Here is a 14877-nt window from a genome sequence, read left to right on the forward strand (position 1 = left end):
CTTGACATGAGGAATCCTCAGGGGTTAACTTGTGCGCAAATTTCGACGAAGGAGTCGTGCTCCATGTCAAAACTCACGAAGGTTCTGCTGACTTTTTTCGCGGCGTTCGCCCTGCTTTTTGCGGGCGCAGCCCCGGCGCTCGCCGACCACAACGCGGGGGCGGACCTCGATGAGGGCGGTGACTGTTATTACGGCCAGTTGCTGCCGGGCCCGCCCAAGGACATCCGCACGACGACGTACAAGCTGATCCGGCACGGGGAGTCCTTGCTCGTCGTCTGCTATTTCCCGTTGCCCCGTGAGATTCCCGCTGAGGATGACTGCATGGGCTGTGATGAAGAGGACTGGGTTGCCCCGACCCGGCCGCTCTACTACAACGTCCCGGGTGCCTGTGTGCCACCGGGTGCGATGAGCCCGGGCGGCGATTGGCCGAGCGGCGAGCCCACCGCGCGGTCGACGGATGCCAAGATCGTGTTCTACAAGACCCACGCGGTGATGACCTGCTTCTGGGCGGACGACCCGACGAACGACCCCGGCGCGCCCGGTGGCCCGCCGGTGACGCCGGTGCCGTAGGGGAGTGGTGCTCCGTGTCACGGCTCACGAAAGTTCTGCTGACGTTTTTCGCGGCGTTCGCTCTGCTCTTTGCGGGCGCAGCCCCGGCGCTCGCCGACCACAACGCGGGGGCGGACCTCGATGAGGGCGGCTCTTGTTACTACGGTCAGTTGCTGCCCGGCCCGCCCAAGGACATCCGCACGACGACGTACAAGCTGATCCGGAACGGGGACTCGCTGCTCGTCGCGTGCTATTTCCAGCTGCCCCGCGTCATACCGGCTGATGAGGACTGCCTGGGTTGCGGCAGCGATGTCGAAGACGACTGGGTTGCCCCGAGCCGGCCGGTCCAGTACATCGCACAACGTGCATGCGTGCCGCCGGGGGCCATGAGCCCTGGCGGAGAGTGGCCGAGCGGCGAGTCGGCGCGGTCCACTGACGCTCGGATTATCTTCTATCGGACCCATGCCGTTCTCACCTGCTACTGGGCGGACGATCCGACCAACGACCCCGGTGCGCCCGGCGGCCCTCCCGTCACGCCGGTGCCGTAGCGGCCTTCATTAAAGGGGAAATGCTGTGTCCAGAATGACCAAAGTTCTTGTGACGTTTTTCGCAGCTCTCGCGCTGGTCTTTGTGGGAGCTGCCCCGGCGCTCGCGGATCACAACGCGGGCGCTGACCTCGACGAGGGTGGTGACTGCTACTACGGGACCTACCTGCCCGCGGGCCCACCGGTCGACATTCACACGACGACCTACACGGTGGTGCGACACGGCGGGTCACTTCTCGTCGCCTGCTACTTCTCGCTGCCGGCGTTCATTCCTGTGCCCGACCCCTGCAGCGGGTGTCCCGGCGACCAGGAAGGGGACTGGACCGCCCCGAAGCGACCGGTGTTCGCGGTCGCTTCCAATGGGTGTCTTCCGCCCGGCACCCAGAGCGCGGGCGGAGATTGGCCGGGTGGAGACATGGCACGCACGACCGATGCGAAAATCGTGTTCTACCGCACCTCAGCAGTCCTGACCTGTTTCTGGGCGGACGATCCGACAGACGATCCGGGCGCGCCCGGCGGGCCGCCGCTCTAGCGCGTCGGCCTGGAGCGGATGCCGCCCCGCCCAGCGTGGGCGGCAATCCGCTCGATCGCGTCCGGGTGGCTGTGGCCGCACTTCGGTGGGTGCTGGTGTTTCGGGAGGTAAATCGAGGGTGCCAGCGCCCATACCGGCCAGAACCCGCGCATCCTCCGCCCGAAACACACGTGCTACGCACGCCGTTCCGATGGTTTGAGGGGTCGACGGGCTGACGTGTCGGCGGCCCGACCTGCCAGTCCGCCGTCTCAGCGCGCCAACCCCGCGCGGACGTGGCGCGCGGCCCACAGGTGCTCACGGCGGGAAACGTACTCGCCGATCACCGACTCGACCTCCGCCCATCGATACATCACCATGGCGTAGGTCACGCGAATGACGATGTAACCCAGTCGATGGAGCACCAAGTCGCGCTCGCGGTCTTTCGTCGCCGACTCGCCGGTGTGGAATTCCATGCCGTCGGTCTCGATGATGAGCCGATCTCCGACCAGGATGTCGACCCGGCCTACTCCGCGGATCCACACCTGCGTGCTGTAACGGATGCCGCGGCGTCGGAGTCTCAGCCGGACCTTCGTTTCGAGTCCTGACTCACACCTGCCATCGGCGCACTCGATCAGCGGCCAGTACCTCCGGGGTACCCGGGACCGCAGTTCGGGCAGGTCGGATCGTCCAATCAAGCGCCGATTGAGTGCTGAGTCGATCGCGACGATGGCGTTCTCGCTGCTCTGGCATCCGAACTGGTCGATGAGTGCGTCGAGGACCGAGACCATCGGCAGCCCGGCGGTCTGAGTGGCCGGGAGCGAGTAGTGGGTGACCAGCCCGTCGGCTCGATGGGGCCCGTGACCCGCGTTGACTGGAACAGCAAGATGAAGGGCATGGTCGTTTTCACACCACACCCCGAGCCTTCTGAGTGCACTGACGCAGGTGATCATGCCGCCGAGTGTGCTGGCCCGGAGGAGTAGTGGGTCGATGTCGGGGACCGCGTACCACCCGCGCCGCGGGCGGAGCAGTATCCCGGCGGTTACCATGCGCTGCAGATGCACGCGGCGGGCGCCGTCAGACTCCAGGACTGAGAGGTGCGCGAGTCCGCCCCGCCGGGCAAGGATGCTGAATTCGTCGGTCATGACCCGAGGGTGGCCCTTGCTCGCGGCTGGCCGCCGTCCCGCGACCAAACCGGTGGGGAACTTTCTCAGCGTCTGAGGGCTGTGGATAACGGATGCCGTCGTTTCGGGAGGAGAACCCTGGGGTGTGGGGCCGATTCGTCGACGGGGGCTGTGTTTCTCCTCCCGGGGCACGAGCGCCGGGCCCGGGGCGTCAAGCACGGCCACGGCGGCGGCGCCGCGTCGTGGGGTACGAGCGCCGGGCGCAGGCTCGAGCTCGGGGGACCGCGGACAACCGGGTGTCGTTGTTTCGGGAGGTGAACCCGGGGGTGGGGGGCCGATACGTCGACGGGGGCTGTGTTTCTCCTCCCGGGGCACGAGCGCCGGGCCTGAGGCCCGAGCCGCGGGGCCTGGGGGCGACCGGGTGCGATTGTTTCGGGAGGAGAACCCTGGGGTGTGGGGCCGATACGTCGACGGGGGCTGTGTTTCTCCTCCCGGGGCACGAGCGCCGGGCCTGAGGCCCGAGCCGCGGGGCCTGGGGGCGACCGGGTGCGATTGTTTCGGGAGGAGAACCCGGGGGTGTGGGGCCGATACGTCGACGGGGGCTGTGTTTCTCCTCCCGGGGCACGAGCGCCGGGCCCGGGGCCCGGGGCCCGGGGCATGAGGCATGGGGCGTTAGGCATGGGGCGTGAGGCATGGGGCGCGAGGCGTGCGCGGGTGGTGAGGCGCGCGCAAGGGTGCGGCCCACCGGATCGGGACGGCCACTGTGGAGAAGCTCGGCTTGTTGTCGGCGGCGGCGACTACGATAAGGGGGTGGTTACCGCCCTGTATCGCCGTTACCGGCCAGAGTCCTTTGCCGAGTTGATCGGTCAGTCTCAGGTGACCGATCCGCTCATGACTGCACTTCGCACCAACCGGGTCAACCACGCCTATCTCTTCAGCGGCCCGCGCGGCTGCGGCAAGACGACCTCGGCCCGGATCCTCGCTCGCTGCCTCAACTGCGTTGAGGGCCCGACCGATACCCCGTGCGGTGTCTGCCCGAGCTGTGTCGAACTCAGCCGTGATGGCGGTGGCTCGCTCGACGTCGTAGAGATTGACGCGGCAAGCCACAACGGCGTCGACGATGCCCGCGACCTTCGCGAGCGTGCGGTCTTCGCTCCGGCCCGCGACCGGTACAAGATCTTCATCCTCGACGAGGCGCACATGGTTACGCCGCAGGGCTTCAACGCCCTGCTCAAGATCGTCGAAGAGCCGCCGGAGCACATCAAGTTCATCTTCGCGACGACCGAGCCCGACAAAGTCATCGGCACCATCCGTTCGCGCACCCACCACTACCCGTTCCGCCTCATTCCGCCCGCGCAAATGCTCGAGTACGTGCAGTCCCTGTGCGAGAGCGAGGGGGTCAAGGTCGAAGCTGGCGTGCTGCCGTTGGTGGTTCGCGCCGGTGGCGGTTCAGCCCGAGACACGCTCTCGCTGCTCGACCAGCTCATGGCCGGCTCCGAGGGCGACACCGTCGGTTACGAGCGGGCCGTCGCGCTGCTCGGCTACACCCACTCGGCCCTGCTCGACGAGGTCATCGACGCACTGGCCATCCGTGACTCTGGCGCGGCGTTCACCGCCGTCGACCGGGTCATCCAGACCGGCCAGGATCCCCGGCGCTTCGTCGACGACCTGCTCGAGCGACTCCGTGACCTCATCGTCGTCGGCGCGACCGGAGCCGACGCATCTGCCGTGCTCCGCGGCATCCCGCAAGACGAACTCGACCACATGTCTGTGCAGGCGACGGGCTTCGGCCAGGCGGAACTCAGCAGGACAGCCGACATCGTCAACACCGCGCTGAGCGAGATGACGGGCGCCACCTCGCCCCGGCTCCACCTTGAGCTCATGGTGGCGCGCGTGCTCGTGCCGTCGATGGACGACACGGCGCGGGGCGCCCTCGCCCGAGTCGAGAGGCTCGAGCGTCGCGTCGGCATGGGTGACAGCGTTCTCGCTCCGCCCGCGCAACCGGCAGCGGTGGCCGCGGCGCCCGCGCCTCCCACGGCAACGCCAGCGGCACAGCGCCCGGTCGAAACAGCCGCCGAGCCGGCCGGGTCCGCGCCATCACGTCAGGCCCCTGCGGCGGAGGCCGCGACGCCCGCTCCGGCCGAACCGGTGACCGTCCGCCCCATCGGACCTGTCTCACTGCAGCAGCTCAAAGACGCCTGGCCGGAGATCCTGGATCGCGTGGCCAAGACCAAGCGCTCCTCCTGGCTCGTTGCGACAACGGCATCCATCCGCGGTTTCGGCGACGACCTCGTCCTGCGGCTGGCCTTCCCGAGCCAGACCGACGTCGATGACTTCAAGAAGCTCAACGCCGGCGAGGGCGTTTCGTCGCACGTGCGGCAAGCGATTCTCGACGTGCTCGGCGTCAGTGTGAAATTCATTGCCCAGGTGGCGCCTCCGGGCGATGGTCACGGTGGATCGTCAACAACGGATGCTCCGCCCGCGTCGCCCGCCGCACCCGGCATGTCGCCGACCGAAGATCGCCCAACCGACGCAGCACAGGCAAACGCAGCACAGGCAGATGCCGACTCGGCCAACGTCACCCAGGGGGTAGCCGCCGATCGCGAGACCGAGGGTGCGCCGGCTGCAGGTACGGGCCAGCAGGTCGCAGGGATGGTGTCCGCCACTGAGGCTTCGCAAGGAGGTTCAGTGCCCGCCGGTACAGCAGTCGCCGGTACAGCAGGTACCGGCACCGCAGTCGCCGAAGCCCGCGATGGGGCGTCGACCGATGCGTCCGGTGGAACGGACACTGTTCCTGCCGTTGCGTCGACCACGGCCGAGAGCGACGTCGCGCCGAAGACTCCACCAGCACCTCCGGCCTGGCCGACCGTCGTCGTCGGTCAGGTGGTCGGTGCAGACGCCGAGTCCCGCGCCGCCCGCGATGCGATCCCCACGGAGTGGGTGGTTCCGGGAGTTCCGCAGCGCTCGGCCGAGTCCGCCGCGCCAACGGCCCCCGCTGTGCCTGCAACCCCACCGGCACCACCGGCTTCGACGTCAGCTCCGGCAGCTCCGGCAGCTCCGGCCGCTCCGCCAACTCCGGCAGCACCGGCAACTCCGCCAGCTACACCGGGCCCCGTCCAGACCGACGCACCGGAACCGCAGGCAGCGCCGCTCAACGCTGATGGCGGCTGGGCCGTTGTCGCGATTCCTGGCTCAGGTGCTCCCGTCGAAGCACCCGCCGCGCCCGCACCCGCCGCTCAGCGCACCGCAGCGCCGTCCGTCCCAGCGCCGTCCACCGCAGCCCCGGCCACACGTCAGGCGCCAGCGCGCCCCGTCAGCACCGATCCGTCACTCCCCAGCGACGACGATGCACCTCCCGCAGACGACGAGCCGCCGTACCCGGACGGATATGGCGATCCATACGCGGAGCCGGTCGCGATCGGCGACGTCACGGCACGGATCGCCCCGACTGTCACGCGCCCGGCACCAGCTACGCCCGCGCCACAGCAAAAACCGCAGCAACGGGCAACGCAGCAGCAGACGGAGCCACAGTCGAGGGTCTTCACACCAGCGCACCCCAAAGCATCCACTCGCTACGGCGAATCGGTTGTGCGGGAAATCCTCGGGGCCAGTTTCATCGAGGAACAACCACACACCCCACCCACACGTTTCAACAGGGACTAAACACACATGTACGAAGGCATAGTCCAGGAACTCATCGATGAATTCGGCCGTCTCCCGGGAATCGGCCCGAAGTCCGCGCAGCGCATCGCGTTCCACATCCTGCAAACGGAGACATTCGACGTGTCGCGCCTGGCCGAACTCCTCGTCGAGGTGAGGGAGAAGGTCCACTTCTGCGAAATCTGCGGCAACGTCGCCGAACAGCCCACCTGTTCGATCTGCCGTGACCCCCGTCGCAACCCGGCGAGCATTTGCGTCGTCGAAGAGGCCAAAGATGTCGTCGCCATCGAGCGCACCCGCGAGTTCCGCGGCCTCTACCACGTGCTCGGCGGCGCCATCAGCCCCATCGACGGCATCGGTCCCGATGACCTCCGCATCCGCCAGCTCATGCAGCGCCTCGCAGACGGCGTCGTGCAGGAAGTAATCATCGCCACAGACCCCAACCTCGAGGGCGAAGCGACGGCGACCTACCTGAGCCGGCTGCTCACCGTCCTCGAGATTCGCGTCACGCGACTCGCGTCGGGCCTGCCCGTCGGCGGCGACCTCGAGTACGCGGACGAAGTCACCCTCGGCCGTGCGTTCGAGGGCCGCACTGTCGTCTCTCGCTGACCCTCGAGATGTCGCCCGCCCTGCCGTTGCAGAGGCGGTCTAGCGCGGTGAGGCACCAGCGCACGTACGCCGAGTGGATGCTGCACGGATTCCGTGAGGATTGCACCGGGGCATCCGTCACATAGCAAACCCGGCATGCGAGCGCCTTTAGGATGAGATATCGGTCTTGTCCGATCCACCCCCCAGGAGTACACGTGAGCCTTATCGTGCAAAAGTTCGGCGGATCATCCGTCGCGGATGCCGAGAGCATCAAGCGTGTCGCGAAGCGCGTCGTCGAGACGCACAAGGCCGGCAATGAAGTGGTCGTCGTCGTGAGCGCCATGGGCGACACGACGGATGAACTCCTCGACCTGGCCAGCGCCGTCTCTCCGCTCCCACCCGAGCCGCGCGAGATGGACATGCTGCTCTCGAGCGGCGAACGCATCTCGATGTCGCTGCTCGCCATGGCCATCAAAAACCTTGGCGTTGACTCGCGCTCGTTCACGGGCCTTCAGGCGGGCATGCGCACGGACAAGCACTACGGCTCTGCCCGCATCGTCGACGTCAACCCGGTCCGGGTCCGCCAGGCCCTCGACACGGGGGCAATTGTGATCGTCGCCGGCTTCCAGGGCTTCAACGACGAGACCGAAGACATCACCACCCTCGGCAGGGGCGGGTCAGACACCACAGCTGTCGCCCTCGCTGCCGCGCTTCACGCCGAGGTGTGCGAGATTTTCACGGATGTCGACGGCATCTTCACCTCGGACCCCCGCGTCGTTCCGCTGGCAAAGAAGATCGACACAATCACGAGTGAAGAAATGCTCGAACTCGCCGCAAACGGCGCGAAAGTGCTCTACATTCGCGCCGTCGAATACGCGCGTCGGCACGGCGTGAAACTGCACGTGCGATCATCGTTCAACAACAACGAGGGAACCCTCGTCATCAACCCGAAAGAGGGCGAAGAGATGGAACAGCCCATCGTCACCGGCGTCGCGATCGACCTCACGGAAGCCAAGATCACCGTTGTCGGGGTGCCCGACGTACCGGGCAAGGCCGCGCAGATCTTCAAGATCATCGCCTCGACCGAAGCCAACGTCGACATCATCGTGCAGAACGTCTCTGCCGCAGCGACCGGCCTGACCGATATCTCCTTCACGCTGCCGCAGGACGAAGCGCCACAGGTGATCGCCGCGCTGCTCGAGCGTAAGGACGACGTCGGATTCGAGTCGCTCCAGCACGACGACCAGATCGGCAAGCTCGTGCTCGTCGGAGCCGGCATGAAGGCGAACACCGGCGTGTCAGCTCGACTGTTCGAAGCGCTGCACCTCGCCGGCATCAACATCGAAATGATCTCGACCAGTGAGATCCGCATCTCGGTGATCACCCGCGCCGACAACGTCAAGGAGGCCGCTCGCGTCGTCCACGCGGCGTTCGGGCTCGACAGCGCCACTGAGGCGGTCGTCCACGGCGGAACCGGTCGCTGACCGTTCCCTGCACCCACCAGGCATCGCTCTTTCCGGCGCGGTTTGGGAGAATTGTCCTTTCGTCACACCCGGCTGAAGAAGCCGGCACGCACAGGAGAGAGAACCATGGCCAACGGAGTGAACCTCGGGATCGTCGGAGCCACCGGGCAGGTTGGCGCCGTGATGCGCAGGCTGCTTGAGGAGCGGGAGTTCCCGATTGCCAGCATCCGGTTCTTTGCGTCCGCGCGATCGGCCGGGAGCACGATAACGTTCCGTGGCGAAGACATCACGGTCGAGGATGCCGCAACCGCGGATCCGACCGGGCTCGATATCGCCCTCTTCTCGGCGGGAGCGACAGGCAGCCGCGCCCAGGCCCCGAGGTTCGCGGCCGCTGGCGCTACGGTGATCGATAACTCCAGTGCCTGGCGGATGGACCCGGATGTTCCGCTCGTGGTCTCCGAGGTGAACCCGCACGCCATCGATGAAGCGACCAAGGGAATCATCGCCAACCCGAACTGCACAACGATGGCAGCGATGCCCGTGCTCAAGGTGCTGCACGATGAGGCGGGACTCGAGCGTCTCATCGTGAGCACCTACCAGGCCGTCTCCGGTTCAGGCCTCGCCGGGGCACGCGAGCTCGCCACCCAGGTACGCACCGCGGTACAGGACGAAAACCTGCTCCAGCTCGTGCACGATGGCTCAGCGGTCACGATGCCCGCTCCGACGATCTATCAGCGCCCGATCGCATTCGACGTCGTCCCGCTCGCCGGCTCGATCGTCGATGACGGCAGCAACGAGACCGACGAGGAGAAGAAGCTCCGCAACGAGAGCCGCAAGATCCTCGAGCTGCCCGACCTGCTGGTCTCGGGCACCTGCGTTCGTGTGCCCGTCTTCACCGGCCACTCGCTGTCGATCAACGCCGAGTTCGCGCGCGAGATCACCCCGGAACGTGCGACCGAATTGTTGACGGATGCCGCGGGCGTCGAGCTCGCAGACATCCCGACGCCCCTCGAAGCAGCGGGCAAGGACCCCTCGTTCGTCGGCAGGATCCGCGCCGACCTCAGCGCACCGAAGAACAAGGGCATCGCCCTGTTCATCTCGAACGACAACCTCCGCAAGGGCGCCGCGCTCAACGCTGTGCAGATCGCCGAACTCGTCGCAGCAAAACTCGGGGATGCTGCCCGGGCCTGACCAACGCTGGTCGGCAGCCCAGACCAATGGCGGGGGCGCACCAGGGGTTCCGCATGTTCGTGTCGGGGAGCACCGCGGGAGCTTGCTAGTCTCAGAGCCATGTCACTGCCCCTGACGAAGGCTTCGCCGTCGAGCCGATGGCACCTCGAGCGTTCCGTTTTCCTGTGGCAACTCCTCCTCGCCGGCGCAGTCCTCCTGCTCGTCGGCATTGCTCTGACAATCCCCAGCACCGTTTCGAATCCCGAATTGTTCTTTCTCGGGGTCGCGTTTGTCTTCGTCACGACAGCGGGGGCGGGGGTGGTTCCGTGGGGCAGACTGGGCAAGAAGTGGACCGTCCTCGTGCCCCTGCTCGACATCGTTGCCATCGTCGTGCTGCGGGTGGCGGAACCCGCGCTCGGTGCAGGGCTTTTCCTGGTTTTCCCCGTGCTCTGGATGGCGACATACTTCGGCCTGGCCGGTGCGATCGCCGGACCGGCGATGTCCACGGTCCTGCTCATCGCCGGTCTTTTCGTCGTGCAGGACCCGTCGTCCGGCACGAGAGTGATCGGCGCTCTGATCATCCCTGTCGTGCTGATCTTCGTCTCAACGGCGACCTATATCGGCACGCGAAAGACCCAGGCGCAGCGGGTTCTTCTCCGGCAGCAGGCCGAACTCCTCGAGAGCGCGTTCGATCGGGCACGGCGCGACGAGCGGACCCTCGACCAGGTTATGAATACCGTGTCTTTCGGTGTTGTCGCAACCAACAGGTTCGGGCGTCACACCATAGTCAACCGGACCTACCGGCGCTGGCTCGATGATTTCGGGACGCCATCGTCGTCGTACTTCCCCGCCGTCGGCTATCGCGAGGACGGCGTCACACCACTCCCGGTCGGAGAGCGCCCCCTCGAACGGATGCTGCGTGGCGAGAGTTTTGAGAACCTGATCGTTTGGTACGGCGAGCCGGGGGAGAAGCGACTCGCGCTGGGGATGACCAGTCGCCCGTTCACCAACGCCGAGGGAAAACGCGAGGGCGCGGTGATGGTCTCCCGCGATCTCACCGCAGAGCTCGCCGCGATCCGCGCCCGAGACGACCTCGTTGCATCCGTCTCTCACGAATTGCGCACCCCGCTCACCTCGATCCTCGGCTATCTCGAGCTTGTGCTCGACGGTGATTCGCTGAAGGGGCAGGACAGGGAATACGTGGATGTCGCGCTCAACAACGCGGATCGGCTGCTGTCGATCGTGAGCGACCTTTTGCGCGCCTCACAGAACGAGAACGCCGGGTTCCTCCTGAACTTCGCGCCGACCGACCTGGCGGTTCTCGCCAAGCAGTCAATCCAATCGCTCAAGCCGATGGCGGACGAGCGGCGGATTTCGCTGCTGCTCACCTCCATCGGCTCACCGATCGTCTACGCCGACGAGTTCCGCGTCCGCCAGGTCATCGACAACCTGCTGTCGAACGCCGTCAAGTACAACCACCCGGGAGGCCGCGTGAGCGTGGCGGTCATCGGGGATGACGACGAGGTGGAGATCTTCGTGTCTGACACAGGCAGCGGGATGACGGCCGAGGAGCAGAAGAGTCTGTTCCAGCGGTTCTACCGCGCGGAGTCGGTGCGTAACTCGAGTATTCATGGAACCGGGCTCGGGCTGGCCATCAGCCAGGAAATCGTTGAGGCACACGACGGGAACATACGGATGTCTGCGTCGAGCCCTGCCGGAACCACGATGGTCATCACGCTTCCCCGCGTACCGTCGGAGGCCGAGTGATGCGCGCGTTCATGGGCGGTCCGGTCTCCCTCGACCTGCCGACGCTCCTGTTGGCGACTGGCCTCGTCGTCACACTGTGCGGCACGATCTTCATCCTCAGCACGGTGATGCAGCACAACGATGTTGCCAGCCGGTTATGGTCCGCGGCGTTCATTCTGGGCGTCACGACGATGACGTCCTACGCCGTCTGGGCGGTGGTCCCCGATGCGATGATTTCGGTCGGTATCGGAAACGGTGCCCTGGCCATGTCCATGGGGTTCGTCTGGTCGGGGAGCAGAGCTTTCAACGGCCGAAGGCCCCTGTACGTTGTGAGCATCGCCGGCGGCCTCGTCGTTGTCATCGCTGCCTGGGTCGACGCGGCCGCGGGCGGCTGGGCCGGCGGTCTGGTGTTCCTTCTCGGCGTCACGGTATTTGCCCTGCTCGCCGCTGTCGAGTCGTTCTCGGGCCGGATGCGACGGAGCCTCAACGCACGGATGCTCGCGGTGGTCATGTCGGTGGTTGGCGGTTTTTATGCCGTCCGCGCCGTCGTGTTTGCCTCGAGCGGGCCAGACAGTTTCGTGTTCCGCACGTATCTCGACTCTGATGTGACGACTTTCGTGACTATTCTCTTCGTCATCACGGCGTCGACCTCCATGGCTGTGCTCCGGACCGAAGGCACTCAAACGCGGCGAGCACACCCCGACGCCCCCCGCGAGTTGGGCAGCTTCGCGTCCCCTGACCAGTTTGCCAGCGTCGCTGATGACCGCCTCGAGCGTCTCGAGAGTCCGGGTGAAACCTGCGTGCTCGTGCGGATCGAGATCGACAACCTGGCGGAGATGAACACGGCGTTCGGGCACTCATTCACCGCCACAGCCGCACGTCTGGTCGGCTCGACGCTCCGGGCCGTCGCCCCGGCATCCGCTCTTCTCGGCCACACAACCCGTGCGGGCTTCGACGGTCTCCTGTTTGACGACCTCGACCGTTCCCTGGAGCGAGCACAGCAGATCCGTTCGTTGCTCGTCGATACTCCCATCGATGAATCCCAGGGCCTCAGAGCGAGCGTGACGATCGCGCTCGCTGTTCCGGAGCCAGGTGAGCGGTTCGCCAGTCTGGCCCGGCGAGTGTCGCTGCTCATCGACGAAGGGCGCGCGGCGGGCGGCAACGTGATCGTCGGTCACCCCGAGGAGTACTCCCGTGCATGATGCAGTAATCGTGGTCAGCGTTGCCGTTGTGCTGGCGATTGGTGCCGCGGCCATGCTCAACGTGGCTATGACCTCCAAGGTGAGGCTCATGCAGGCGTGGAGCATGATGTATGTCTTCGCCGCGTTGTGCGTTGTCGCCGCCGCGTTCGCCCCGTGGCTCAGCCCGGAGTCCGCGCTCAACATCGTGCCGAACGTGGCCGCGGTCGGTGCCGTCGGCGGACTCTGGAGCGGGTGCATGGCCTTCAACGCGCGTCGCCCCCGACTTCTCGTCGTCGGCGTGTTCTTCCTGGCGACCGGGGTCGTCACCGCCATTGAGGTCCCCGAGCTCGGCGAATGGGCCGGCGCCTCTGTGACGATGGCGGCCATCATCCTGCTGGCCATCGCCAGCGGCATCGAGAGCCTCAGGGGAGACCTGGCGAAGCGGGTGAACGGCCGTGTCATCACCATCGTGTGCTCGATCGGGGCTGCCTGGACCGCGGCGAGGCTCGCAACATTTGCGATCGCCGGCCCTGATCACCCCGTGTTCGTTGAGTACTTCAACGCGACGACGACGGCGCTCGTCTGCCTCGTCACCTACACGATCGTCGCGTTCACGACGGCCATGCTGGCGGCGGCGCGGATGGGGAATGCGGCTCTTCGAAGCGCAGTCACGACCTTCGCGATGGGGGTCCTGGACTGGCGAGCGTTCGTCCCCGGCGCTCGTGACCGCGTCGCCCGCGTGAAAAACTACGGCGAGAACTCAGCGGTGCTCGTGGTGGAGATCAACGGCCTCGAGGAGATCAACATCACCTATGGCGCCGCGTTCGGGGATGACGTCATCAGGGCACTCGCCGATTTCCTCCGAGAGCAGCTCTATCCAACGACGCTCATCGGGTACCGGGGGGCCGGACGCTTTGCGCTCGTCGGAATCTCTCCCAAGCCACAGGACGGCGAGCGACGTGCACTCGAACTGCTCGACGCTCTCGTCGGTGTGACCGTGGCGGGCAAGAAGGGATTTCGGCTTGGCGTCAGCATCGGCACGAGCGACTCCTTCTCCGAGGAGCACAATTTCGATGCGCTGCTCGAGGCTGCGACCGCTGCCTGCGCTCGAGCGCGTGCTGCCGCGGGCTCGCGGGTCGCGACCTCCGCCGCGAGCAGCGCCTCGTCGTAGCCAGCTGAGGGGGAGGCTGCTCACAAGGAAACCCGAGTGAGGATCAACCGACGTTTGCGACCCCCTCCATGATCAGGCCGGCCCCTCCGAGTATGAGGCCAGCGGCGAGAACAGCCGCCCCGATGAAGAGAAGCACGACAAACCGGTTCGGCTTCTTCGGATCATCGCCGATCGCGGAGAGGAAGAATCCGGCGGGCATCAGGATGGCCGCGGAAAGCACGAGGGTCGGGGCCCACACCACAGGTCCGCTTGCGCCGCTTCCGTCGACGAGGAGGAGCGTGACGAGCCCGAGGATCACGAGAACGCCGGCGTGAGCGTGGCCGGCCCGGTAAAAGCTCTTCTGCAGGTCGTTCGCGCGTTGTCGTCCTCCCACCACCCTGAGGAGGAACACGCCTCCGGATTCGATGGCAACCACGGTGAGGAGGACGATTCCGGCGTTAATGAGGTTTGCTGCGTGCACGGTAGACTCCAAGAGGGATAGTAGGGGTATCCATTTTTGGATACTGAAGCAATCCAACACAAGGGGGAACGTGAAAATTTCTGCTCTCGTTGAGCGAACCGGTGTGCCACGCGCGACAGTGAAGTTCTACCTCCGCGAGGGACTCCTGCCCGCCGGAATCTCCACCGGTGCTACGCAGGCTCAGTACACCGAGGACCATGTGCGGCGCCTGCGGGTGATCAAGGCACTGACCTCGGTTGCGGGTCTTCCCCTGTCCAAAGTGAAAATAGTTCTGGACCTCATCGACAACCCGGGCGACGACCTCTTTTCGTCCCTCGGTCGCGCGGTTGGCAGCCTGCCTCCCTACCGCGATCAGACGGGTCCCGATTATCCCCGGGCACGGGCCGTGCTTGAGCGCCTCGGCCAGGTCTACGACCCGGAGTACGCCGCGACGGCGCAGCTTGAGTACGCGCTCGAGGCTGCGGAAGAGGCCGGGGTAGGGCTGAGCGATGAGCGGCTCGACCTGTACGCCCGGCAGGTCAGGGGTATTGCCGAGTTCGACATGGCGGGTATGGGCGGGAGCGACCTGAGTCCGATCGAGTACGCGGTGCTCGGCACGGCGCTCCACGAACCGGTGATTATTGCCATGCGGCGGCTCGCCCACCAGGACATCGCTGCGAAGCGGTTCGGTCAGGCGCCGGAAGAATCGGGGTAAAGCGCATTCGTCGCATCC

General features: G+C 66.2%; 13 protein-coding genes. 11 read left to right on the plus strand and 2 right to left on the minus strand.

Annotation, left to right across the window (positions count from 1 at the left end):
• Window positions 1-63: 63 nt before the first annotated feature.
• From AC1X6S_RS08545 to AC1X6S_RS08555, 3 genes are read left to right on the plus strand one after another with little or no spacing between them, the layout of a single operon-like run.
• Window positions 64-570 carry a hypothetical protein gene (locus AC1X6S_RS08545; RefSeq protein WP_483405324.1) on the plus strand — a complete coding sequence of 169 codons (507 nt, stop codon included), beginning with the start codon at window positions 64-66 and terminating at the stop codon, window positions 568-570.
• Between the two features lie 14 nt (window positions 571-584).
• On the plus strand, window positions 585-1097 hold the full coding sequence (locus AC1X6S_RS08550; RefSeq protein ID WP_483405325.1) for a hypothetical protein: 513 nt from the start codon (window positions 585-587) through the stop codon (window positions 1095-1097).
• Window positions 1098-1131: 34 nt separating this feature from the next.
• On the plus strand, window positions 1132-1626 hold the full coding sequence (locus tag AC1X6S_RS08555) for a hypothetical protein (RefSeq protein WP_483405326.1): 495 nt from the start codon (window positions 1132-1134) through the stop codon (window positions 1624-1626).
• A gap of 248 nt (window positions 1627-1874) precedes the next feature.
• Here the strand turns inward: AC1X6S_RS08555 and AC1X6S_RS08560 are convergent, their stop codons facing one another.
• Window positions 1875-2747: an endonuclease domain-containing protein gene (locus AC1X6S_RS08560; protein WP_483405327.1), complete on the minus strand. Its 873-nt coding sequence runs from the start codon at window positions 2745-2747 to the stop codon at window positions 1875-1877.
• Between the two features lie 789 nt (window positions 2748-3536).
• On the opposite strand from AC1X6S_RS08560, the gene AC1X6S_RS08565 reads away from it, so the two are divergent.
• The 7 genes from AC1X6S_RS08565 (at window position 3537) to AC1X6S_RS08595 (ending at window position 13705) form a co-directional block, all read left to right on the plus strand.
• Window positions 3537-6389 (plus strand): DNA polymerase III subunit gamma and tau, encoded by a 2853-nt coding sequence (locus tag AC1X6S_RS08565; protein WP_483405328.1) that lies wholly within the window; start codon window positions 3537-3539, stop codon window positions 6387-6389.
• A gap of 6 nt (window positions 6390-6395) precedes the next feature.
• Window positions 6396-6995, plus strand: a complete 600-nt coding sequence (gene recR / locus AC1X6S_RS08570; protein ID WP_108390211.1) for a recombination mediator RecR — start codon at window positions 6396-6398, stop codon at window positions 6993-6995.
• A gap of 194 nt (window positions 6996-7189) precedes the next feature.
• Window positions 7190-8458, plus strand: a complete 1269-nt coding sequence (locus AC1X6S_RS08575) for an aspartate kinase (protein ID WP_483405329.1) — start codon at window positions 7190-7192, stop codon at window positions 8456-8458.
• A gap of 105 nt (window positions 8459-8563) precedes the next feature.
• Window positions 8564-9628, plus strand: a complete 1065-nt coding sequence (locus AC1X6S_RS08580; protein WP_483405330.1) for an aspartate-semialdehyde dehydrogenase — start codon at window positions 8564-8566, stop codon at window positions 9626-9628.
• Between the two features lie 99 nt (window positions 9629-9727).
• The gene (locus AC1X6S_RS08585; RefSeq protein ID WP_483405331.1) at window positions 9728-11374 is read left to right on the plus strand and encodes a sensor histidine kinase; all 1647 of its coding nucleotides are present in this window, start codon (window positions 9728-9730) and stop codon (window positions 11372-11374) included.
• Entirely contained in the window at window positions 11371-12555 is a 1185-nt protein-coding gene (locus AC1X6S_RS08590) for a GGDEF domain-containing protein (protein ID WP_483405332.1), read from the plus strand. The genes AC1X6S_RS08585 and AC1X6S_RS08590 overlap by 4 nt, the downstream gene beginning before the upstream one ends.
• Window positions 12548-13705 (plus strand): GGDEF domain-containing protein, encoded by a 1158-nt coding sequence (locus AC1X6S_RS08595; protein WP_483405333.1) that lies wholly within the window; start codon window positions 12548-12550, stop codon window positions 13703-13705. Before AC1X6S_RS08590 ends, AC1X6S_RS08595 begins: the two co-directional genes overlap by 8 nt.
• Window positions 13706-13748: 43 nt before the next feature.
• Here AC1X6S_RS08595 and AC1X6S_RS08600 read toward each other — a convergent pair whose 3' ends face one another.
• The gene (locus AC1X6S_RS08600; protein WP_483405334.1) at window positions 13749-14165 is read right to left on the minus strand and encodes a hypothetical protein; all 417 of its coding nucleotides are present in this window, start codon (window positions 14163-14165) and stop codon (window positions 13749-13751) included.
• Window positions 14166-14235: 70 nt separating this feature from the next.
• Between AC1X6S_RS08600 and AC1X6S_RS08605 the strand changes: the two genes are divergently transcribed.
• On the plus strand, window positions 14236-14859 hold the full coding sequence (locus AC1X6S_RS08605) for a MerR family transcriptional regulator (RefSeq protein WP_483405335.1): 624 nt from the start codon (window positions 14236-14238) through the stop codon (window positions 14857-14859).
• Window positions 14860-14877: the final 18 nt, after the last annotated feature.

It is taken from the genome of Mycetocola sp. Y442, from assembly GCF_056898615.1.

Coding starts and splice junctions, on each gene's coding strand:
- AC1X6S_RS08585 (WP_483405331.1), top strand. CDS start 9,728: ATGTCACTGCCCCTGACGAAGGCTTCGCCGTCGAGCCGATGGCACCTC.
- AC1X6S_RS08555 (WP_483405326.1), top strand. CDS start 1,132: ATGACCAAAGTTCTTGTGACGTTTTTCGCAGCTCTCGCGCTGGTCTTT.
- AC1X6S_RS08580 (WP_483405330.1), top strand. CDS start 8,564: ATGGCCAACGGAGTGAACCTCGGGATCGTCGGAGCCACCGGGCAGGTT.
- AC1X6S_RS08560 (WP_483405327.1), bottom strand. CDS start 2,747: ATGACCGACGAATTCAGCATCCTTGCCCGGCGGGGCGGACTCGCGCAC.
- recR (WP_108390211.1), top strand. CDS start 6,396: ATGTACGAAGGCATAGTCCAGGAACTCATCGATGAATTCGGCCGTCTC.
- AC1X6S_RS08545 (WP_483405324.1), top strand. CDS start 64: ATGTCAAAACTCACGAAGGTTCTGCTGACTTTTTTCGCGGCGTTCGCC.